Source organism: Streptomyces sp. NBC_00306, assembly GCF_036169555.1.
GTDB lineage: Bacteria > Actinomycetota > Actinomycetes > Streptomycetales > Streptomycetaceae > Streptomyces > Streptomyces achmelvichensis.
Genome location: NZ_CP108032.1, coordinates 7,492,535 through 7,514,104, shown reverse-complemented (window position 1 = coordinate 7,514,104; position 21,570 = coordinate 7,492,535). Strand labels below are relative to the sequence as shown.

Annotated in this window: 19 protein-coding genes; 10 read left to right on the top strand and 9 right to left on the bottom strand. The window is 70.1% G+C overall.

The window, feature by feature from the left end; translation table 11 throughout:
• Positions 1-59: 59 nt before the first annotated feature.
• Both OHA05_RS33575 and rhaI read right to left on the bottom strand, forming a co-directional pair.
• The gene (locus tag OHA05_RS33575) at positions 60-2,099 is read right to left on the bottom strand and encodes a bifunctional aldolase/short-chain dehydrogenase (protein ID WP_328863502.1); all 2,040 of its coding nucleotides are present in this window, start codon (positions 2,097-2,099) and stop codon (positions 60-62) included.
• Positions 2,100-2,104: 5 nt separating this feature from the next.
• Complete coding sequence (gene rhaI, locus OHA05_RS33570; protein ID WP_328862630.1) at positions 2,105-3,265, bottom strand: L-rhamnose isomerase; 1,161 nt, start codon at positions 3,263-3,265, stop codon at positions 2,105-2,107.
• A gap of 254 nt (positions 3,266-3,519) precedes the next feature.
• Here rhaI and OHA05_RS33565 point away from each other — a divergent pair, with 254 nt between their 5' ends.
• From OHA05_RS33565 to OHA05_RS33530, 8 genes are all read left to right on the top strand, one after another.
• On the top strand, positions 3,520-5,085 hold the full coding sequence (locus OHA05_RS33565; protein ID WP_328862629.1) for a sugar ABC transporter ATP-binding protein: 1,566 nt from the start codon (positions 3,520-3,522) through the stop codon (positions 5,083-5,085).
• Entirely contained in the window at positions 5,082-6,119 is a 1,038-nt protein-coding gene (locus OHA05_RS33560) for an ABC transporter permease (RefSeq protein ID WP_328862628.1), read from the top strand. The genes OHA05_RS33565 and OHA05_RS33560 overlap by 4 nt, the downstream gene beginning before the upstream one ends.
• Positions 6,116-7,108 (top strand): ABC transporter permease, encoded by a 993-nt coding sequence (locus OHA05_RS33555; protein ID WP_328862627.1) that lies wholly within the window; start codon positions 6,116-6,118, stop codon positions 7,106-7,108. The genes OHA05_RS33560 and OHA05_RS33555 overlap by 4 nt, the downstream gene beginning before the upstream one ends.
• Positions 7,109-7,169: 61 nt before the next feature.
• Entirely contained in the window at positions 7,170-8,255 is a 1,086-nt protein-coding gene (gene rhaS, locus OHA05_RS33550; protein WP_328862626.1) for a rhamnose ABC transporter substrate-binding protein, read from the top strand.
• A 14-nt stretch (positions 8,256-8,269) separates the two neighbouring features.
• Positions 8,270-8,620, top strand: coding sequence for an L-rhamnose mutarotase (locus OHA05_RS33545; protein WP_328862625.1), 351 nt, complete (start codon positions 8,270-8,272; stop codon positions 8,618-8,620).
• Positions 8,617-10,059, top strand: a complete 1,443-nt coding sequence (locus OHA05_RS33540) for an L-fucose/L-arabinose isomerase family protein (protein WP_313942484.1) — start codon at positions 8,617-8,619, stop codon at positions 10,057-10,059. The genes OHA05_RS33545 and OHA05_RS33540 overlap by 4 nt, the downstream gene beginning before the upstream one ends.
• Positions 10,059-11,093, top strand: coding sequence for a LacI family DNA-binding transcriptional regulator (locus tag OHA05_RS33535; RefSeq protein ID WP_328862624.1), 1,035 nt, complete (start codon positions 10,059-10,061; stop codon positions 11,091-11,093). Before OHA05_RS33540 ends, OHA05_RS33535 begins: the two co-directional genes overlap by 1 nt.
• A gap of 124 nt (positions 11,094-11,217) precedes the next feature.
• The gene (locus OHA05_RS33530; protein WP_328862623.1) at positions 11,218-14,487 is read left to right on the top strand and encodes a family 78 glycoside hydrolase catalytic domain; all 3,270 of its coding nucleotides are present in this window, start codon (positions 11,218-11,220) and stop codon (positions 14,485-14,487) included.
• Between the two features lie 64 nt (positions 14,488-14,551).
• Here the strand turns inward: OHA05_RS33530 and OHA05_RS33525 are convergent, their stop codons facing one another.
• The 4 genes from OHA05_RS33525 to OHA05_RS33510 form a co-directional block, all read right to left on the bottom strand.
• Positions 14,552-14,788, bottom strand: coding sequence for a chaplin (locus OHA05_RS33525; protein ID WP_313942487.1), 237 nt, complete (start codon positions 14,786-14,788; stop codon positions 14,552-14,554).
• A 244-nt stretch (positions 14,789-15,032) separates the two neighbouring features.
• A complete protein-coding gene (locus tag OHA05_RS33520) occupies positions 15,033-15,944 on the bottom strand; it encodes a GlxA family transcriptional regulator (protein ID WP_327677457.1) in 912 nt (303 codons plus the stop codon).
• Positions 15,941-16,564 (bottom strand): isochorismatase family protein, encoded by a 624-nt coding sequence (locus tag OHA05_RS33515; protein ID WP_313942489.1) that lies wholly within the window; start codon positions 16,562-16,564, stop codon positions 15,941-15,943. Before OHA05_RS33515 ends, OHA05_RS33520 begins: the two co-directional genes overlap by 4 nt.
• A 109-nt stretch (positions 16,565-16,673) precedes the next feature.
• Positions 16,674-17,597 (bottom strand): glutamate ABC transporter substrate-binding protein, encoded by a 924-nt coding sequence (locus tag OHA05_RS33510; protein ID WP_328862622.1) that lies wholly within the window; start codon positions 17,595-17,597, stop codon positions 16,674-16,676.
• Positions 17,598-18,000: 403 nt separating this feature from the next.
• Between OHA05_RS33510 and OHA05_RS33505 the strand changes: the two genes are divergently transcribed.
• The gene (locus OHA05_RS33505; protein ID WP_313948764.1) at positions 18,001-18,813 is read left to right on the top strand and encodes an SAM-dependent methyltransferase; all 813 of its coding nucleotides are present in this window, start codon (positions 18,001-18,003) and stop codon (positions 18,811-18,813) included.
• 119 nt (positions 18,814-18,932) lie between these two features.
• Here the strand turns inward: OHA05_RS33505 and OHA05_RS33500 are convergent, their stop codons facing one another.
• The gene (locus tag OHA05_RS33500; RefSeq protein WP_313942491.1) at positions 18,933-19,835 is read right to left on the bottom strand and encodes a helix-turn-helix domain-containing protein; all 903 of its coding nucleotides are present in this window, start codon (positions 19,833-19,835) and stop codon (positions 18,933-18,935) included.
• An 87-nt stretch (positions 19,836-19,922) separates the two neighbouring features.
• Positions 19,923-20,138 carry a DUF397 domain-containing protein gene (locus tag OHA05_RS33495; protein WP_313948765.1) on the bottom strand — a complete coding sequence of 72 codons (216 nt, stop codon included), beginning with the start codon at positions 20,136-20,138 and terminating at the stop codon, positions 19,923-19,925.
• Between the two features lie 311 nt (positions 20,139-20,449).
• Here OHA05_RS33495 and OHA05_RS33490 point away from each other — a divergent pair, with 311 nt between their 5' ends.
• Positions 20,450-20,860 (top strand): ATP-binding protein, encoded by a 411-nt coding sequence (locus OHA05_RS33490; RefSeq protein ID WP_313942492.1) that lies wholly within the window; start codon positions 20,450-20,452, stop codon positions 20,858-20,860.
• Positions 20,861-21,007: 147 nt separating this feature from the next.
• Here the strand turns inward: OHA05_RS33490 and OHA05_RS33485 are convergent, their stop codons facing one another.
• Entirely contained in the window at positions 21,008-21,517 is a 510-nt protein-coding gene (locus tag OHA05_RS33485; RefSeq protein ID WP_313942493.1) for a MarR family transcriptional regulator, read from the bottom strand.
• Between the last annotated feature and the right edge of the window lie 53 nt (positions 21,518-21,570).

The window sequence follows — 21,570 nt, the reverse complement described above, 5'->3', positions numbered from 1 at the left end:
CCAGGTCGGATGCCGGGCCGGCTGCGGGGTTCGGATTGTCGTCATCGGGACCCGCTCGGTCAGCGGAGGAAGGCGGCCGCCACCCCGGCGTCCACCGGGATGTGCAGTCCGGTGGTGTGCGAGAGGTCCCCGCCGGTCAGCGCGAAGACCGCGTTGGCCACATGCTCCGGCAGCACCTCCCGCTTCAGCAGTGTGCGCCGGGCGTAGAACGCGCCGAGCTCCGCCTCCTCCACGCCGTACACGGCGGCCCGCTGGGCGCCCCAGCCGCCGGCGAAGATGCCGGAGCCGCGCACCACACCGTCGGGGTTGACCCCGTTGACCCGGATCCCGTGCTCGCCGACCTCGGCCGCCAGCAGCCTGACCTGGTGGGCCTGGTCGGCCTTCGTCGCGCCGTAGGCGATGTTGTTGGGGCCCGCGAAGACCCCGTTCTTGGAGGCGATGTAGACGATGTCGCCGCCCAGTTGCTGGGCGGTCATGGTGCGGACGGCCTCCCGGGAGACCAGGAAGGATCCGCGGGCCATGATGTCGTGCTGGAGATCCCAGTCCTTCGCCGATGTCTCCAGCAACGGCTTGGAGATGGAGATCCCGGCGTTGTTCACGACCAGATCGACGCCGCCGAAGGCGAGATGGGCGGCCGCGAAGGCCTCGGTGATCTGTTCCTCGCTCGTCACGTCGACGGTCACCGGGACCGCGTGATCGGGCCCGCCGAGCTCGGCGGCCACCGTCTCGGCGCCCGCACTGGAGCGATCGGCGACGACGACACAGGCGCCTTCGGCGACGAGCCGGTGCGCGATGGCCCGGCCGATGCCGGAGCCGGCTCCGGTGACCAGCGCGATCCTGGCGGCCAGCGGCCTGGGCCTCGGCATCCGCCGGAGCTTGGCCTCCTCCAGTTCCCAGTACTCGATGCGGAACTTCTCGGACTCCTCGATCGGCGCGTAGGACGAGACGGCCTCGGCGCCGCGCATCACATGGACGGCGTTGAGATAGAACTCGCCGGCGACCCGTGCCGTCTGCTTGTCCTTGCCGAACGAGAACATGCCCACGCCGGGCACCAGCACGATCGCCGGATCGGCGCCGCGCATGGGGGGAGTGTGCTCGTCGGCGTGCCGCTCGTAGTACGCCCGGTACTCCTCGCGGTACTCCCGGTGGAGCTCCTTCAGCCGGTCCACGGCGGCGTCGAGCCCGGCGCCCGGCGGCAGGTCGAGGACCAGCGGCCGTATCTTCGTGCGCAGGAAGTGGTCGGGGCACGAGGTGCCCAGCGCCGCCAGTCGCGGATGCTCCGACCGGGACAGGAAGTCGAGCACCGGTCCGGCATCGGTGAAGTGGCCGACCTGCGCCCGGTCGTGGGAGGCGAGACCGCGGATCACCGGCGCGAGGGCGGCGGCGCGGACCCGCCGTTCGGCCTCGGGCAGGGGCTCGTACCCGGCGAGCACCGGGCCGAAGGGTTCGGGTGCGCCGCGCTCGGCCAGGAAGGCCTCGGCCGTACGGATGATGTCCAGCGAGTTGCGCTCGCACTCCTCGGACGTCGCCCCCCAGGCGGTGATCCCGTGGCCGCCGAGGACGCAGCCGATCGCCTGTGGGTGAGCCTTCTTGACGGCCGCGATGTCGAGGCCGAGCTGGAAGCCGGGCCGCCGCCATGGCACCCACACCACCCGCTCGCCGAAGCACTCCTTGGTCAGGGCTTCACCGTCCGCCGCGCAGGCGAGCGCGATGCCCGAGTCCGGGTGGAGGTGGTCGACATGGACCGCGTCCACGAGGCCGTGCATCGCGGTGTCGATGGAGGGAGCGGCCCCGCCCTTGCCGTGCAGGCAGTAGTCGAAGGCGGCCACCATCTCGTCCTCGCGCTCGATGCCGGGGTAGGCGGCGGTGAGCGCGCGCAGCCGGTCGAGCCGGAGGGCGGCCAGGCCGCCGGCGGTGAGCGTGCCGAGGTCGCCGCCGGATCCCTTGACCCACATCAGCTCGACGTCCGTGCCGGTGACGGGGTCGGTGCCGGTTCCCTTGGCGGAGGTGTTGCCGCCGGCGAAGTTGGTGTTGCGCGGGTCCGCTCCCAGCCGGTGGGAACGGGCGAGCAGTTCGGCGACCGTCGGGTGCTGCGCCATGTCGTTCATGCCCCCCACCCGGCCTGCGTACCGCCGACGCGCTCGTCGATGATCTTCTCGGCCCAGCCGGAGCGGCGGTAGGCGCCGACGGGATCGGGGTCGATGCCCATCTCCTCGCGCACCTCGGCGAGGAGCGGCCGTACGTCCGTGTTGTAGGCGTCCATGAGGACGGCGTTGGCCTCCAGCACATCGCCGCTCGCCTGTGCGGCGGCGAGGCTCTCGGCGTCCAGGAGCAGCGCCTTGGCCGTCGCCTCCTGGACATTCATCACGGAGCGGATGATCGCGGGGATCTTCGCCTCGATGTTGTGGCACTGGTCGAGCATGAAGGCGGTGCCGGGGACGAGGCCGCCACCGCGGATGACCTCGTACATGATCCGGAAGAGCTGGAAGGGGTCCGCCGCGCCGACCATGAGGTCGTCGTCGGCGTAGAACCGTGAGTTGAAGTCGAAGCCGCCGAGTTTCCCCTCCCGCAGCAGCAGCGCGACGATGAACTCGATGTTGGTGCCCGGCGCGTGGTGGCCGGTGTCCACGACGACCTGCGCCTTCTCCCCCAGCCTCAGGCAGTGCGCGTACGCGGTGCCCCAGTCCGGCACGTCGGTCGTGTAGAAGGCGGGCTCGAAGAGCTTGTACTCCAGCAGCATCCGCCGGTCGTCGCCGAGTCGCTCGTACACCGCGGCGAGCGCGTCGGAGAGCCGGTCCTGCCGGTCCCGGATGTCGTCCTGGCCGGGGTAGTTGGTGCCGTCCGAGAACCACAGTTTGAGGTCGCGCGAGCCGGTGGCCTCCATGATGTCGACGCACTCGAAGAGATGGTCCAGTGCCTTGCGGCGTACCGAGGCGTCGGGGTGGCACACGCTGCCGAGTTTGTAGTCGTCGTCCTGGAACACATTGGCGTTGATCGCACCGAGGCGCAGTCCGCGCTCCTCGGCGTACTTCGCGAGAGCCGCGTAGTCGTCGACCCTGTCCCAGGGGATGTGCAGCGCGACGGTCGGCGCCACGCCGGTGTGGCGGTGGACCTGGGCGGCGTCGTCCAGTTTCTCCTGCGGGGTGCGGGGGACGCCCCGCTGGGCGAAGACCTTGAAACGGGTGCCGGAGTTCGCGTACGCCCAGGAGGCCGTCTCGACGGCCTGCGTCCGGAGGGCGGCGATGACGGTGGTTCGGCTCGGCATGGTCAGCACTCCCGTGTCACGGACAACAACGCCATGAATCGATTCATCAGGGTGAAGCTAAGGAGCTTGCACGGGACTGTCAAGGGCTCAACCCGCGCCACCTACCGTGCCGTTGAGGCGCCAGAATCGACGGGGAAACTCAGGGCTGCAGACCCATTGACGGCGCTGGGCCCGCACGTCTAGCTTCCGTGAAACTCATTTGAAACCTTTCACGGCGTCAGGGACGAATGCCCCGGCGACCCTGAGGAGTCCCCATGAACCAGTCCGACACGGGCCCGGCCCCCGTTCTGGCGCTGACGGACGTCTCCAAGTCCTTCGGTGCTGTACGGGCCCTGCAGGACGTCTCGTTGAGCCTTCTCCCCGGCGAGGTCCATGCCCTCGCCGGCGAGAACGGCGCGGGCAAGTCGACCCTCATCAAGATCCTCGCCGGAGTGCACCGGCCCGACGCGGGCACGCTCCTGCTCGACGGCGACCCGGTGGTCTTCCACGGGCCCGGTGACGCCCGGGACGCCGGTATCGCCGTCATCTACCAGGAACCGACGCTCTTCCCCGACCTGTCCGTCGCCGAGAACATCTTCATGGGCCGTCAGCCGCTGGGCGCGCTGCGCCGTATCGACCGCGGCTCGGTCCACGCGGCCACGTCGGCCCTGATGACCCGGCTCGGTGTCGGACTGGACCCGCAGCGCCCCGCCCGCGGACTGTCCATCGCGGACCAGCAGATCGTCGAGATCGCCAAAGCCCTCTCCTTCGACGCGCGGGTCCTGATCATGGACGAACCCACGGCGGCGCTCACGACGAGCGAGACGGCACGCCTCTTCTCCGTCGTCGAGACGCTGCGCGGCGAGGGCACCGCCGTCCTGTTCATCTCCCACCGCCTGGAGGAGATCTTTCAGATCTGCCGGCGTGTCACCACGCTGCGGGACGGACGGCTGATCGGCACGGAACCGCTGGAGGGCCTCACCGAAGAGTCGCTCGTACGACGGATGGTCGGCCGGGACCTCGACGAGCTGTATCCCAAACAGCGCACCACCGTCGGGGAGTCGGCCCTGTCCGTGCGGCGGCTCACGCGGGAGGGTGTCTTCCGTGACGTCTCCTTCGACGTGCACCGCGGTGAGATCGTGGCGCTGGCCGGACTCGTCGGCGCCGGACGCAGCGAAGTGGTCCAGGCGGTCTTCGGAGTCGACCGCCCCGACGCCGGTGAGGTGACGGTGGCGGGACGCAAGCTGCCCGCCGCCTCCCCCACCGCCTCGATGGACGCGGGCATCGCGCTCGTGCCCGAGGACCGCAGACAGCGCGGACTGGTCATGGAGATGTCCATCGAGCGCAACATCGCCCTCACCGGGCTGGACCGGCTCGGCAGGGGCGGCCTCGTACGCCGCGCCCTCGAACAGGCCAGGGCCGCCGACTGGGCGGTCCGCCTCCAGCTCAAGTACAACAAGCTGTCCGACCCGGTCGGGGTGCTGTCCGGCGGCAATCAGCAGAAGGTCGTCCTCGCCAAGTGGCTGGCCACCCGGCCCGGCGTCCTCATCGTCGACGAACCCACCCGGGGCATCGACGTGGGGACGAAGGCGGAGGTCCACCGGCTGCTCTCGTCGCTCGCCGCCGACGGACTCGCGGTGCTGATGGTCTCCTCCGATCTGCCCGAGGTGCTCGGCATGGCCGACCGGATCCTCGTGATGCGCGAAGGCCGGCTCGTCGGAGAACTGGACCGGTCCGAGGCCACCGAGGAGACGGTGATGGCCGCCGCCACCGGAGCGGGAGCCGGCCGGCCGCCGGTACCCGCGCCGTCGGCCGGTGACAACGAAAAGAGCTCCGCATGACCACCGCGCTCGACAAGCCGCCCACCACCGGGACGCCGTCCGAGCGTTCGGCACGCTCCCTCGCCGACGCCGTCTTCCGCGCCCGCGAGATCAGCATCGGCGGCGCGCTCGCCCTGCTGATCGCCGGCACCTGGCTCGCCAATCCGTCCTTCCTCGACGACCAGGGCATCAAGGACCTGCTCCTCAACTCCTCGATCCTGGTGCTGCTCGCCGTCGGCCAGTCCGTCGTCGTCATCACCCGCAACATCGACCTCTCGGTCGGTTCCGTCGTCGGCCTGACCGCCTTCGCCTGTGGCCACTTCGTCTCCGGCACGGACCACAGCGCCTTCACCGTCGTCGTGCTCGGCATCGCGCTCGGTGTGGTGTGCGGACTGGTCAGCGGTGCGCTGGTCAGCTTCGGCCGGGTCCCGGCCCTCGTCGTCACCCTCGGCATGCTCTACGTCATCCAGGGCCTCGACCACGCATGGGCCCACGGCGACCAGATCAACGCCGCCAATGTCCCCGACGGGGTCCTCTCCCTCGGCAGCGGTTCCGTGGCGGGCATCCCCTATCTGCCGCTCATCTCCGCCGCGGTCCTGGCCGGCACCGCGTACTTCCTGCGGACCTACCGCAGCGGCCGCGAGCTGTACGCGATCGGCTCCAACCCCGAGGCCGCGCGGCTGGCCGGCATCCCGATCCGCCGGCGCGTCCTGGCCGCCTACGCCTTCTCCGGCGCTGTCGCCGGTTTCGCCGGCGCCCTGTGGCTGGCACGGTTCGGCACGGTGGTCGCCGACGCCGCGAACGGCTGGGAACTCACCGTCGTGAGCGCGGTCGTGGTCGGCGGAATCGCCATCACGGGCGGCACCGGCAGTGTGTGGGGCGCGGCGCTCGGTGCCCTGCTGCTCACCACGATCGGCAGCGCCCTGGTCGTGCTGAAGGTGGATTCCTTCTGGCAGCAGGCGATCACCGGTGTCCTGTTGCTCCTGGCCATCACCACCGACCGTGTCGTCCAGGTGCGCACCACCAGCGCCCTGAGGAAGAAGAGCCGGCGATGAGCACTCTGACCAAGTACCTCCGCTGGGACACCGCGGTCGGGATCCTGCTGATCGCCGTCTTCCTCGCCGGCGAGGGCACCACCGAGGGCTTCGCCGACACCGCGAACCTCTCGGCCGCGCTGGACGACACGGCGGAGATCGCGCTGATCGCGCTGCCCATGACGCTGCTCGTCGTCGCGGGGCAGGTCGACCTGTCCGTGGCCTCCATGCTGGGCCTCTCCAGCGCGCTGGCCGGTTCGCTGTGGGACGCCGGCTGGACCTTCGAACTGATCGTGCCGATCTGCCTGTTGACCGGTGTCCTCGGCGGACTCCTCAACGGCTGGCTCGTCACCCGGGTGGGACTGCCCTCGCTCGCCGTCACCATCGGCACGCTCACCCTCTACCGGGGTCTCGCCTCCGTGGCCCTGGGTGACAAGGCCGTGGCCGACTTCCCCGAGTCGTACGCCCAATGGGCCCGCTACACCGAGACCGTTCCCGGTACGTTCGTGCCCTATCCCGTAGCGCTGTTCGCCGTCCTCGCGGTCGTCGCCGCCGTCGTCCTGCACTGCACCGGGTTCGGCCGCTCCCTGTACGCCGTCGGCGCGCAGGAGGACGCGGCCCACTTCGCCGGCATCCGGGTCAAGCGCATCAAGCTGGCGCTGTTCATGGTCTCCGGGCTGGTCGCCTCGTTCGCCGGGATCGTCTACACGCTGCGCTACGGCAGCGCCCGCGCCGACAACGGCGTCGGGCTCGAACTCGTCGTCATCGCCTCGGTGTTGCTGGGCGGCGTCGACTTCGACGGCGGCAAGGGGACCCTCGGCGGCGCCGTCGCCGGCGTCCTGCTGATCGGCCTCCTCAACAACCTGCTCACCCTCAACGACGTGTCCAACGAGATCCAGGTGATCGTCACCGGGCTGCTGCTCATCGCGTCCGTGCTCACCCCGAGGGTCATCACCACGGTCAGCGAGCGCCGACACCGGCGCAACGCCGCTACAGCGTCCGTGAGTTGACCCGGCACCTCCCCCACCGCTCGTCCCCGATGCCCGCCCCCGCAACCCGAAAGGCCCCGTCATGCATCCGCACTCCCGCGCACGCCGCCGTATCCTGCCCGCCGCGGCAGCCGTGTGCGCCCTCGCCGTCGCTCTCGCCGGCTGCTCGGGCACCACCAAGGACGACGCCGCCAAGGACACCGGGACCGCGGCGGCCGGTGCGAAGGCTGATCCCGGCGCGCCGATGAAGAAGGGCCTCAAGCTCGCCTTCCTGCCTAAGCAGATCAACAACCCGTACGAGAAGATCGTCGACGACGCGGGGATCGCCGCGGCCAAGGAGTTCGGCGCCACCGGCAAGGAGGTCGGTCCCTCCGACGCCAAGGCCTCGTCCCAGGTCTCGTACATCAACACCCTGATCCAGCAGCGCCAGGACGCCATCCTGATCGCGGCGAACGACCCCAACGCCGTCTGCGGCCCCCTCAAGCAGGCCATGCGGCAGAACATCAAGGTCGTGGCCTACGACTCGGACACCGCCAAGGACTGCCGGCAGATCTTCATCAACCAGGCCAGTTCCGAGGAGATCGGCCGCACCCAGGTGCAGCATCTCGCGAAGCAGCTCGGCAACAAGGGTGAGATAGCGATCCTCTCGGCCACCCAGAACGCGACCAACCAGAACACCTGGATCGAGTTCATGAAGGACGAGCTGAAGAAGCCCGCCTACCATGACATGAAGCTGGTGAAGGTCGCCTACGGGGACGACGACGACCAGAAGTCCTTCCAGGAGACGCAGGGGCTGCTCAAGGCGTATCCGAACCTCAAGGGCATCATCTCCCCCACCACCGTCGGCATCGCCGCGGCCGCCCGCTACATCAGCGGCTCGTCGTACAAGGGCAAGGTCGTGCTCAACGGCCTCGGCACGCCCAACCAGATGCGCAAGTACGTCAAGGACGGCACCGTCGAGCAGTTCTCGCTGTGGGACCCCAAGAAGCTGGGCCGCCTCGGCGCCTACGCTGCGGCGTCCCTGGCATCCGGCCGGATCACCGGGGCGCAGGGCGAGACGTTCACGGCCGGCGACCTGGGCGAGTACACGATCGGCAAGGACGGGGAGGTCATCCTCGGCCCGCCGACCGTCTTCGACGTCAAGAACATCGACGAATTCGACTTCTGAGCCGGAGAGCCGGGATGCAACGCGTGTGCTTCGTGCTGAAGGTCCGCCCCGAGCGGACGGAGGAGTACCGCCGGCGGCACGCGTCGGTGTGGCCCGAGATGCTCTCGGCGCTCACCGCCGCCGGCTGGCGCAACTACTCCCTCTTCCTGCGCGAGGACGGACTGCTCGTCGGCTATCTGGAGACGGAGGACTTCACCGCCGCGCGGGAGGCGATGGCCGCCACCGGGGTCAACGCCCGCTGGCAGGCGGAGATGGCGGACTTCTTCGAGGCGCTGGAGGGCGCCGGACCGGACGAGGCGATGACGCCGCTGACCGAGGTGTTCCATCTCGGCGGCGACGCGGAGGAGACGGAGATGCGGACATGACCACCGAGGCAGGCGCCTTCCGACGCGTCCCCGCCGTCAGCCGCCGACCGAGGATCGGTCTCGTCGCGGGCGGACTGGGGGCCTACTGGCCGCAGTTCCCCGATCTCCTGCCCCGGCTGGAACGGTCGGCGGCTCGGGTCGCCGAGCGCATGCGCGCGTTCGACGCGGAGGTGGTCGACGTCGGCTTCATCTCGGACGCCACGGACGGTGCGGCGGCCGCCGAGCGGCTGCGGGCGGCCGACTGCGATCTCATCGTCGGCTTCCTGACCACCTATATGACGGCGACGATGCTCGTGCCGATCGCCCGGCGCAGCGGAGCGCCCGTGCTGCTCATCAATCTCCAGCCGACCGAGGCGATGGACCACGCGTCGTTCGGTACCGGGGACTGGCTGGCGTACTGCGGGGCCTGTCCGCTGCCCGAGATGGCCAACACGTTCGAACGCGTCGGCGTCCCCTTCCGCTCGGTGTCCGGGTACCTGGAGGACGAGCGGGCCTGGGAGCGCATCGGCCGCTGGATCAGGGCGGCGGGCGCACTCGCCGTGCTCCGCGGCGGACGGCACGGTCTCATGGGCCATCTCTACCCCGGGATGTACGACGTCTCGACGGACCTCACGATGGTGCCGGGCCATCTCGGCGGCCATGTCGAGGTCCTGGAGTTCGACGATCTGCGGGTACGGGTCCAGAAGGCCGACGACGCGGAGGTGGAGGCCCGGCTCGCCGAGACCCGCGAGGTCTTCGAACTCGACGACAGCGTGGTGACGGAGGACCTCGCCTGGGCGGCGCGGGTCTCCGTGGGCCTCGACCGGCTCGTCGCGGACTTCGACCTGGACAGCCTCGCGTACTACCACCGGGGCCTGGAGGGCGAGATCCACGAACGCCTCGGTGCGGGCATGATCCTGGGATCGTCGCTGCTCACCGCTCGCGGGATCCCCGCCTGCGGCGAGTACGAGCTCCGCACCTCCATCGCGATGCTCATCGCCGGACGCCTGGGCGGCGGTGGGTCGTTCACCGAACTCCAGGCACTGGACTTCCGGGCGGGCGTGGTCGAGATGGGCCACGACGGCCCGGGCCATCCGGCCGTCAGCGCCCGCAAACCGCTGCTCCGCGGGCTCGGCGTCTTCCACGGCAAACGGGGCTGGGGCGTGTCGGTGGAGTTCGACGTTCGCCACGGACCGGTCACCCTGGTGGGCCTCGGACAGTCCCGTCAGGGCGCATACCGGCTGGTCGCGGCCGAGGGTAAAGTGGTCGGCGGTCCGCTCCTCGAGATCGGCAACACCACGTCGCGCGTCGATTTCGGCTGCGACCCCGGTGAATGGACCGACGCGTGGAGTGCCGGCGGGGTCGGCCATCACTGGGCTCTGGCCACAGGTCATCTGCTGCCCGACCTTCGCGCGCTGGCCGATCTCGGCGGACTGGAGCTGGTGGAGGTCTCGGCCTGATGACGCAGTCGGTGGGTATCAAGGATGTCGCGCGCGAGGCCGGGGTGTCGGTCGGCACGGTGTCGAACGTCATCAACCGGCCCGACTCGGTGGCGGAGGCGACCCGGACACGCGTCCTGTCCACCATCGACCGGCTCGGCTATGTGCGCAGCGAGTCGGCCCGCCAGTTGCGGGCCGGGCGGAGCCGCATCATCGCGCTGCTCGTGCTCGACATGGCCAACCCCTTCTTCGTCGATGTCGCGGCCGGTGCCGAACGGGTGGCCCGTGACGCCGGACTCGGTGTGATGCTCTGCAACAGCGCGCAGAGCAGCGACGAGGAGGCCGAGTATCTCGGCCTGTTCAGCGAGCAGCGGGTGCGTGGGGTGCTGGTGACCCCGGCGGACACCTCCGGGCGCAATCTGGCGGGCTTCCGGCGCCAGGAGATCCCGTTCGTCACCGTCGACCGGGTGGTGCCGAGCGCCGAGGGGTGTTCGGTGTCGGTGGACGACGTCGTCGGCGGCAGCCTCGCCGGGCGGCATCTGCTCGACCAGGGCCATGAGCGGATCGTGTACGTCAGCGGACCTCTTCAGCTCTCGCAGTGCCAGGACCGCCGTACGGGAGTGCTGCGGGCCCTCGCCGAGGCCGGGCTGGACGAGGACCGGCTGACGGTTCTCGAGACCCGGAAGCTCGATGTGTCGGCCGGCCGGGACGCCGGGGCCCGGCTGCTGGGGATGTCACCCCGGCCGACCGCCGTGTTCTGCGCCAACGACCTGCTCGCACTCGGCGTGCTCCAGGCGCTCTTCGCCGCCGGCGTGAGCGTCCCCGACGAGATCGCGCTGGTCGGGTACGACGACATCGAGTTCGCCTCCGCGGCCGCGGTGCCGCTCACCTCCGTGCGGCAGCCGGCCGTCCGGATGGGGCGGCTGGCGGCCGAGCTGCTGATCGAGGAGACCGGGCCGGACGCGGCGGACCACCGCCATCAGCGGATCGTGCTCCAGCCCGAGCTGGTCGTGCGGGGCTCCTCCATCGCGCGGCCGGCGGCCAAGCGGCGCTGACGACCGCTCCAACAGCGCTTCCCTGCAAAGTCTTTGACGCATCATCATGTCACTTTCGGTGACGGGGAGCGCGTGCATCGTCGCCATCACGCTCCATCTCACACTCCACAGCGAGGGACGAGTCATGAGCAGAAACTGGAACCGCCGGGTATTCCTGCGCGCGGCCGTCGTGACGGCAGCGGCCGGCGCCGCGGCAGGCACCATGGGCACCGCATCCGGTGCGCCACGGCCGCCGGGACCCGGCCCCGGCGCGGGCCGGCTGCGCGTCGAGCGGACGACCGTCGAGTATGCGGAGGAACTCCTCGGCACCGACACCGCCGTCCCGCACCTCGGTTGGGAGCTGGCCGCGGGCGGCCGGGGCGCCGCTCAGAGCGCGTACCAGGTGCGCGTCGCCGTTGACGCCCGTGACCTGAGCCGCCGTCCGCTGTGGGACTCGGGCCGCGTCGCCTCCGCCCGGTCGGTCAACGTCCCCTATGCGGGACCGGAGTTGCGGCCCCGCACCCGCTACCACTGGCAGGTGCGCGTCTGGGACGAACAGGGCCGCGCCTCCTCGTGGAGCGCCGTCCGCTGGTGGGAGACCGCTCTGCCCGCCGACGGCTGGCGCGCCCGCTGGATCGGCGCGGAGGCGGCGCCCGAGGCGCCCGGCTTCGACGGCGCCTCCTGGATCTGGTCGGCCGGCGCGACCTCCACCGACGCCCCGGCCGGACCCCGCTGGTTCCGTGCCGCGCTGGAACTGCCCGCCGGAGCCGAGGTGTCCCGGGCGACCGTGGTGGCCACCGCCGACGACGACTTCACCCTCCACCTCGGCGGACAGCAGGTGCTGCACGCCCCCGAGCAGACCGACGGCTGGCGTACCGGCCGAAGCGCCGACGTCACCGAGCAGGTGCGGGCCTCGGGCGGCCGCATCGTGCTGGCCGCGGTGGCCACCAATCGCGGCAACGTTGTCATCAACCCCGGCGGCCTCCTGGTCCGTCTGGAGGTCGAGACCGCCGACGGCCACCGCCATCAGCTCGTGACCGGCAACGGCTGGCGGGCCGAGGACTCCGAACAGGACGGCTGGCAGCGGCCCGATCACGACGACAGCGGCTGGGCGCCGGCCGTGGTCCTCGCCCCGTACGGCCAGGGCCCCTGGGGCACGGGCGTCACCGTCGCCGTCCCCGAACTGCCCGCGCCACTGCTGCGCCGGGAGTTCACCCTGCGCAAGCCGGTCGCCCGCGCCCGGCTGCACATCTCCGGACTCGCCTACTACGACGCGGAGATCAACGGGCGGCGTGTGGGCCGGCAGGTGCTCGACCCCGGCTTCACCGACTACGACGAGACCGTGCTGTACGCCGTCCACGACGTCACCGGCCACCTGGAGCGCGGCGCCAACGCCATCGGTGTCACCCTCGGCCGCGGCTTCTACGGCATGACCACCCCGAACGTCTGGAACTGGCACCGCCCGCCCTGGCACGGCGAGCCCCGGCTGCTGGCGCAGCTGGAGGTCGACCACCCCGACGGCTCCCGCACGACCGTGGCGACCGGCCCCGACTGGCGGATCACGCAGGGCCCGACCCTCTCCAACTCCCTCTACGCGGGCGAGACCTACGACGCGCGCCGCGCACCACGCGCCTGGACCAGGCCGGGCTTCGACGACGGCGGCTGGTCCGCCGCCGGTGTCCAGGAGGCGCCGAAGGGCACGCTCAGGGCCCAGCCCCACGACCCGATCGAGATCATCGAGACGATCCGGCCCACCGCCGTCACCGAGCTGAGCCCCGGCGTCCACGTCGTCGACATGGGGCGCACGCTCGCCGGCTGGACCCGGCTCACCGTAACCGCCCCCGCCGGGACCACGGTTCGCCTGATCCACGGCGAGAAGCTGAAGGCCGACGGCAGCGTGCACGCCGAGACCGGCCATGTGCCCGGGCGGTTCCAGACGGACGAGTACGTGTGTGCGGGCAGCGGCAGGGAGACCTGGGAGCCCAGGTTCTCCTACAAGGGCTTCCGTTACGTCCAGATCAGCGGACTGCCGCGGCGACCGGAGCCCGACGAGGTGCTCGGCCGTGTGGTGCACACCAGGGTCGACGAGGTGAGCGAGTTCCGCTGCTCCGAGCCCTTCTACGAGCGGCTCGACAAGGCGATGCGCCGCACGGTCCTCAACAATCTGCACGGCATCCCGACCGACACCCCGATGTACGAGAAGAACGGCTGGACCGGTGACGCCCAGCTCGGCGCCCCCGTGATGGCCTACGCCTTCGGAGTCCACCGCTTCCTGTCGAAGTGGCTCGACGACCTGGCGGACAGCCAGAACACGGACGGCCAGCTGCCCGTCATCGTGCCGAGCGGTGGCTGGGGCTACGGCGATCTGGGCCCCTCGCCGGAATGGACCACCGTCTATCCCTTCGTGGTCCGGGAGATGTACCGGGTGTACGGGGACGACCGGATCGCCAGGCAGCACTGGCCGGCGCTCACCCGCTATCTGGACTGGGAGATCAGCCGGCTCAAGGACGGTCTCGCGGTCACCGCCCTGGGCGACTACCTGCCTCCGGGCTACGGGGGCAATCCCCCCGAGGACACCCGTCTGACCGCCACGGCCTATCTCCGCCGTGCACTTCTGCACACCGCCGAGATGGGCGACGTCATCGGCGAAGCGGCGACGGCCGAGCGCTACCGGGAGAGCGCCGAGCGGCTCAGGAGCGCCTTCAACGCGGCGTTCCTCGACCCGGTGTCGGGTCACTACCGCACCGCCAAGGACCCGGGATACCGGCAGACCAGCAACGCGATACCCCTGGCGTTCGGGCTCGTGCCGGAGTCCGCACGCGCCTCGGTGACCCGGAGCCTGATCGACGACATCGCCGCCCGGGGCAGCCATCTCAACACCGGCGCGCTCGGGACCAGTGTGCTGCTGCCCGCGCTGACGGCCGAGGGCCACGCGGACGTGGCCCACGCCATCGCCACGCAGAAGACCTATCCCGGCTGGGGTCACTGGTTCGAGCACGGCGCCGACACCATGTGGGAGATGTGGCCGCTCGACTCACGCTCGCGTGACCACTACTTCCAGGGAACCGTCGTGCAGTGGCTCCACGAGAACGTGGCCGGCCTGCGTCCGGGCGATGCCGGATACCGCACCTTCACCGTCCGTCCCGACGCGAGGGCGGGTGTCACCTGGGCCCGCACCGCGATCCGCACCGTCAGGGGGCGGGTGTCGGCGGGCTGGCAGCGTTCGGGCCGGGAACTTCGCCTCACGGTGGAGGTGCCGGTCGGTTCGCAGGCCGAGGTCCATGTGCCGGCCGCGGGCCGCTCTGCCGTCACGGCGCCGGAAGGTGCCTCCTACGACCGGACCGAGTCCGGTCATGTGGTCCATCGCGTTCCGCACGGCACGTGGGTGTTCACGGCGCGGGACGTGACCGGCTGACACGGGGCCGACAGGGATGTGGCCCCCGGACGACGGTCCGGGGGCCACACCGATCACTGCTTCGTCAGTCGTTGAAGCAGAGGTTGCCGGCCGCCGGGTTGAGCAGGCCGATGACGTTGACCGTGTTGCCGCAGAGGTTGAGCTGCGCGTTGATCGGCACCTGGACGACGTTGCCGGACAGGAAGCCGGGCGAGTTCGCCGCGATGCCGTCGGCGTCGCTGTCCGCGGTCGCGAAGCCGGCGCCGCCGAGCACGAGGGCGCAGACACCGGCGGCGACTGCAGCGGTCTTGATGAGAGCCATGAAGAGATCTCCTGTACAGAAGCGGGGAGGCGGCCCCTGGCGCAGGCGCCCGCTTCGGACAGCCTGACGCCACGGTCGGGAGCCGCCGAGCGTCTGCTGATGTGTCCCCCCACTTCACGCGTTCCTCGCGCTGGAGGGACTTTCTCCGCCATATCGGGTGAATTCGCCTAGGCTGTTCGCCCGGCCGTCGCGTCCGGTGAATCGCCCGCGACCAGCACGATCGTGTGCCGCCGTCTCCGCCGGATCACTGAGCGCGGGCGCGCATCCGGCGCAGCGTCCGCGCATCCTGCAAGCCCACCGAACGAGCGGCGGCATGGACCGTCGCCCCCTGTCCGATGAGGTGTTCCGCACGCTCCAGCCGGAGGGTCTGCTGATAGCGCAGCGGGGTGAGACCTCCGGTGACACGCGTGAAGGAACGGGTGAGGGTGCGCTCGCTGACGCCGACGGCCGCGGCGAGGTCGGGCAGGCGCAGGGGCTTGTCGAACTGCGCGTCGATGAGGTCCTGAGCGCGGTGGACCGTGTCACTGAGGTGCGAGCGGTGCCGGAGCATGACGCTGGTCTGCGGCTCGTCGCCGTTGCGCCGGGAGTAGACGACCATGCTCCGGGCCACCTGGGCGGCCGCGGCGGGGCCGTGCCGGGTGGCGATCAGATAGAGCGACAGATCGATGCCGCTGGCGATACCGGCAGAGGTGACCACCCGGTCGTCGGCCGTGAACAGGACGTCGCGTACGAGGTGCGAGCGCGGATGGCGACGGGCCAGTTCGTCCTGCACCTCGTGGTGCGTCGTACAGCGGCGGCCGTCCAGCAGTCCCGCCTGGCCGAGTGCCTCCGCGCCCGAGCAGACGCCGGCGACCGTGCCGCCTCGGGCGTGGTGCTCCCGCAGCGCCCTCAGGGAGGCCGGCCCGAGGACCGGGCTGTCGGCGAGCGTGCGCGCCCGCCATCCCGGGACCACCACCAGATCCTCCGGCCCGAGTCCGGGCCAGTCGAGGGAGGCCCGCAGCGGCAGCCCCTGGGCGGAGGCCACATCGGTCTGCTCCGCCACATAACCGAGCGTGTAGGGGTGGCCGAAGTCCGCGGCGGTGAAGAAGACCTGCGCGGGTCCGGCCAGGTCCAGCAGATGCACGCCGGGCAGGAGCAGGAAGACGACCCGGCTCATGATCCCGTGGCGGTGTCCGGGAGTGCGGTGTGCGGGAGTGCGGCCTCCACCTCGGCGACCGTGGTGATGGTGGCGAACCGTCCGGCGAGGACGTACGCGGTGCGCCGGATGACCTCCTCGGCGCTCAGGGTGCGGGGGTCGGACAGGAGGTCGTCGATGCTCCGGTCGTCGGGGGCATCGGGGTGCGCGATCGGGTTGGTGGCGGTCGCGTCGACGACGAAGGTGACGCCGTAGCCGAGGTCGCTCGCGACCCGCGCGGTCGTCTCCACGCACTGCTCCGTGCGGATCCCGCAGACGATGACCTCACCGACCCCGTGCCGGGTGAGGGTCTGCTGCAGATTGGTGCTGGTGAAGGCGTTGTGCGAGGTCTTGCGGATGAGCGGCTCCGTGTCCAGGGGCCGCAGTTCCTCCATCAGCCGCACATGGCCGAGCACGGGGTCGAACACACCGCCGGTGCCCGGTTCGCAGTGCAGCACCCACACCACGAGGTCGCCCGCACGGCGTGCCGCCTGGACGAGACGGTCCGCCTTACGGGCCACGTCCGGGTCCGAGATGGTCTTCCACTGCGGGCGGGCACGGAAGGATTCCTGGACATCGATGACAATCAGCGCTCGGGTCATGCCGTCAGTCTGACCTGCCCGGACAGGAGCCGAACAGGGCCGACGAGGTCCACGGGCGGACCGATCCGGTCACCGCTGCCGCGGCGTCCGGAGTCCGCCCGCCCGTTCCTCAGTAGCGTTCGAGCATCGGCGGGCCGATCCAGCCGGAGCCGGACAGCCCGAGCGTCGCGTCGTACGCCTCCATGAGGTCGCCGTTCGTGTCGTGCGCCTCCAGGGCGTCGGACACCGCGTCGCGCAGGACCTTGTCGCTCTTGTCCATGCCGATGCCGTAAGGCTCCTTGGTGAACGGCCTGCCGACGACCTTCAGTTTGGACGGCCGCTGGGCGGCGAACCCCATGAGGATGGCGTCGTCGGTGGTGACGGCATCGACCTTCTTGTCGAGCAACTGCTGGACGCACGCGGAGTACTTGGCGAGCTCCAGGGTCTTGGTCCCGTAGTCCGGCTTCTTGATCTCCTGGAGCGACGTCGAGCCCTTGATGGAGCAGACGGTCTTGCCCTGCAGGGAGAACGGTCCGGCGATGGACTTGTCGTTCTTGCGGACCAGGAGGTCGGCGCCGGCCACGAAATACGGGCCGGCGAAGCCGACCTGCTTCTTGCGCCTGTCGTTGATCGTGTACGTGCCCACGTACAGATCGACGTCCCCCTGCGCGATGGCACTCTCGCGCACGCTGGACTCGACCGTCTTGAACTCGATCTGGGCGGGCGAGAAGCCGAGATCGGCGGCCACCATCTTGGCCACCTCGGCGTCGAACCCGGAGCGTGTGCCGTCCTTGTCCTCGAAGCCGAGGAAGGGGAGGTCGTTCTTGGCACCGATGACGATCTTGCCGGCCTTCTGGGCCTTCTTGAGCGTCGGGGAGTCCAGGTCGACGGACGTGGCCACCGGGTAGGTGGGCAGCCGGGGCTGATCCTTGCCGCCCGAACCGCCGGTGATGACGTCGTCGTCGGACGTGCCGGACTCGCCGCTGCTGCAGGCGGTCGCCGTCAGCGCGAGTACAGCGATCACCGCGGTGGCGGCAGACTTGCGGACCTTCATGATCAAGAATCCCTCATGTCCGGATAGAGCAGATGCGACGGCGGGAGCACGAGGCGCGCCGTCGCAGGGCCCCCGTGTCCGCTGGGAGGAGGGTATGGACGGAGTTCGGCCACCGTCAGCAGATCTGAGCAGAACTTGAGCATTACGATCCGGCCGCAACCGGACATTCCCGTCACTCCCGTAACAGCGCTGCGGCCTGCGCGGCTGTCGTCGACAGGGTGATCCACACCGTGGCCTGAACTCCGCGCGGGAACGGGGGTGTTCAACTGCCCCTGAGCCAGAGATGGCTGAAAAGGCATCACGTGCGCCTGTTCCCTCTCCCTTGGCCTATCCGGAGGGCTCCTCGCTCCTTAGCATGAGCGCCCAACAGGTCCTGATTTCTACTGACGCGGGTGAGAACTGGATGCGAGAGGAGTCGTGGCGCCCGGACGCCATCGACACGACGGTGCCCAGCGTGGCACGCATGTACGACTACTTCCTGGGGGGCAGCGACAACTACCAGTCGGACCGTGACGCCTGCGAGCAGCTGCTCAAGCAGGTGCCCAGCACCAAGGTGCTGGCGGTCAACAACCGCAGGTTCCTTCAGCGCGTCGTCCGTCTGCTGGCCGGCGAGTACGGCATCCGCCAGTTCATCGACCACGGCTCAGGCCTGCCCACCCAGGACAATGTCCACCAGGTCGCCCAGGCCGTCGACCCGGCGTCCAAAGTGGTCTATGTAGACAGCGATCCGATCGTTCTGGCTCATGGCAGGGCACTGCTGGACGAGAACGACAACACCGCTGTCATCCAGGCAGACATGCGCGAGACGGACCACATCCTCGGGCACCCGGAGACCACGCGGCTGATCGATTTCAGTCAACCCGTGGCGGCCCTCTTCGTCTCCGTCATGCACTGCATCCCGGACGAGGACGACCCGGCGGCGTTGATCCGGCGAGTGGCGGACCGCCTGGTGCCCGGCAGCTTCCTCGTCATCTGCCAACTGGTCAGCGACCGGCCGGAGATCAGGAAGTTCGTCACCGACTTCATGGCCGAGGCCACCGGTGGCAACTGGGGCAGGGTCCGCGAGGAGCACGAGGTCACGCAGTACTTCAACGGCCTCCAGATCCTCGAGCCCGGTCTGGTGGAGGTGTCGACCTGGCGGCCGGACACCGATCTGGCGCCCACGCAGCTCACCGACGAGTGGATCGAGTGGGGCGGCGTGGCACGCCTCGGCTGACTCCTACGACAAGGAAGCGGCCCCGGCCGCGCGCTACGGCGCGTGTGCCGGGGCCGTTCTCGTGCCGGTCGTGTTGTGCGGACCCCAGGCGACGCCGGGCGCGCTTCGTCAGCGGGCCGTCAGAGAGTCCGCATGCGCTCACGCAGCGCCGCGATCGACTGCGCGGGCGTGAGGGCGCACGCGCCCAGCCGGTCGAGCATGTTCCGGTACTGCTCGACGCCCTGGGGCTTCTGGGTGAACGTCGAGTCGGTGAGGTGCTCGATGTACACGGCGTCCTTCAGGTCGCCGAGCGCGAAGCGCAGATAGGTCACTCCGGTCCCGACGCCGACCGCGGCCGTCACGTCCAGCGGCGCGATCTGCAGCGTGACACGAGGGCGCTCCATCATGGCGAGCAGATGCTCCAGCTGTGCGCGCATCACGTCAGGGCCGCCGACGACCCGCAGCAGGACGGACTCGTCGATGACGGCCCAGAGCCGCGGCGCGTCCGGCTGGTCCAGCTGACGCTGCCGTTCCTGGCGCAGCTCCACGCGCCGCGTCACCTCGTGCTCGAGCAGATGTCCGGGGCCGGCCTGGATCACGGCACGGGTGTATTCCGGCGTCTGCAACAGACCGGGTACGTAGAACGGTTCGTAGGTACGGATACGTTCGGCCGCGCCTTCGAGCGCGACCAGCGGCGTGAAGAAGTCGGAGAGGACATCGCTGAACGACCGCCACCAGTCGGGCCGGCGGGACTGGTCGACCAGCCGGAGGAACTCGGCGACGCGCTCCTCGCCGTCCACCCCGTACAGATGCAGCAGGGCCAGAGCGTCGACCTGCTTGCAGCCGTGCCGGCCGAGCTCGATGCGGCTGGTTTTCGACTGCGAGAAACCCAGCTTGCTGTCGACATCGGCGGGATCCAGTCCGGCGGCGACGCGCAGTTCGCGCAACTTGCCGCCGACGATGAGCTTCAGCGCCGTCGGGTTCTTCTCCACCGCCCCTAGCGGTCGTACGAACAACGACGCATTCGGATCGGCTGCAGCCATTGGGCGCTCCTGCGGACGCGGGGAAGACGCCCAGTATCCACCAACGAGGCGTTCATGGCTCGGAATACGTCGCACTTGGAGCGATTTTCAGCCGATGAAGAAGTCGAAGTCTCCGCCTCGGGCGCCCGCCACGAACGCAGCGATCTCATCACGCGTATAGATCAACACGGGCCCCTGTGGGTCACGGGAGTTGCGCATCGCCACACGCCCCCCAGGGAGCTCTGCCAGCTCAACGCAGTTCCCGGTCGCGTTGCTGTGACTGCTCTTGGTCCACGCCACGGAGCTCAGCCCGGTCGCGCGCATGCCGTTGAAGAAAGACTCCACTGCAACAGCCCTTTCATTTTCGTACGTTCGTTCGCACCGACACCCAACCATTGCAATCCCAGATGCAATTGCATTCTTGGGTGGCGCTCGACCATACTCGCTCCACGGCGGCCGGCGCAGCGCCGAAGTCCACTTCCTCCAGGGGGACATGACCAGTGACAACTCACGTGTCAGCCTCATCGAGCACGAGCACCAGGCACGGAAGCCGGTTCTGCGGTGCGGAGCCTGGCGCGGAACCACTGCCCGCGACGATCCCCGCGGGCGAACCCCAGTGGGCCTGGAACCAGAGCATGAGCCGGACCGGATTCGCCGCGTGCGGACTCGACGGTCAGTTGCAGAACGCTTCGCAGGCACGGCAGTTCGTCGCCACGACCCTCACCGGATGGGCGCTTCCGCAGCTTGTCCCCGACGCCGAGCTGGTCGTCAGCGAACTCGTCACCAACGCGGTGCAGCACGCACTGGACCCGGCATCGCCCGAGGACGGCGACTACCCGGTCTGGCTCGGCATCTTCCGGCAGCCCGGTGACCTCGTGTGCGCGGTCACCGACCCGAGCTCCACCGCACCACGGCCCCGCAGCGCGGACGAATGCGCCCTCGGCGGCCGGGGCCTGCACCTCATCAGCGCGCTCTGCGACACATGGTCGTGGTCCCTGACCCCGCCGAAGGGCAAGACGGTCTGGGCGACGCTGCCCCTGCAGTGAAGCCCGCGCGACGCCGGTGAGGTCCGCGCCGATGACGCCCACCTCGCGCGGGTCCGGGACCGCGAGCGCCGCCGGCAGGCCCGGTCCGCCGCCCCCGACTTCGCATCGTCGGGTTCCGGGCCACTCACGGATCGTTCGGCCGCCGGACTACGGCACCTTTCGCTCGCCGGGCGCGGGTCCCCCGCGCCGCGTCTCCTCCAGTGAGACCTGCATCGCGTCCGTGGCCCGCGTGAACCAGTCGGCCAGCACCGCCACCTCGTCCGGCGAGTAGTCGGCGAAGAGCGCGGCGATGCGCTCGTAGAACGGGCCGTAGACCTCGAGGATGCGGGCCTGGGCCGACTCCTCCATCACCACGCGCACCCGGCGGCGGTCCCCCGGATCGGCCTGGCGGCGCACATAGCCGGCCTTCTCCAGACGGTTGAGCACACCCGTCACCGCGCCCGTGGTCAGCCGGGCCCGCTCGGCCAGGTCGCCCGCGGCGAGCGACTCCCCCGCCAGACCGGCCTCGATGACGAAACCGAGGCAGGTGAGGTCGGTGACGTTGAGTCCGAGCCGCCCTGCGATGTCCTGCTGGCCGAACTGCGCCAGCGCGATCATGCGGTCCATCGCGTACTGCGCCTCTGCGGCCGTCGCCTCCGGGCGCGCCTTGCCCTCCACCGGATATCCCCTTAGCATCTAAGTTACTTAGCTCGTAAGACATTCCTGGGTAT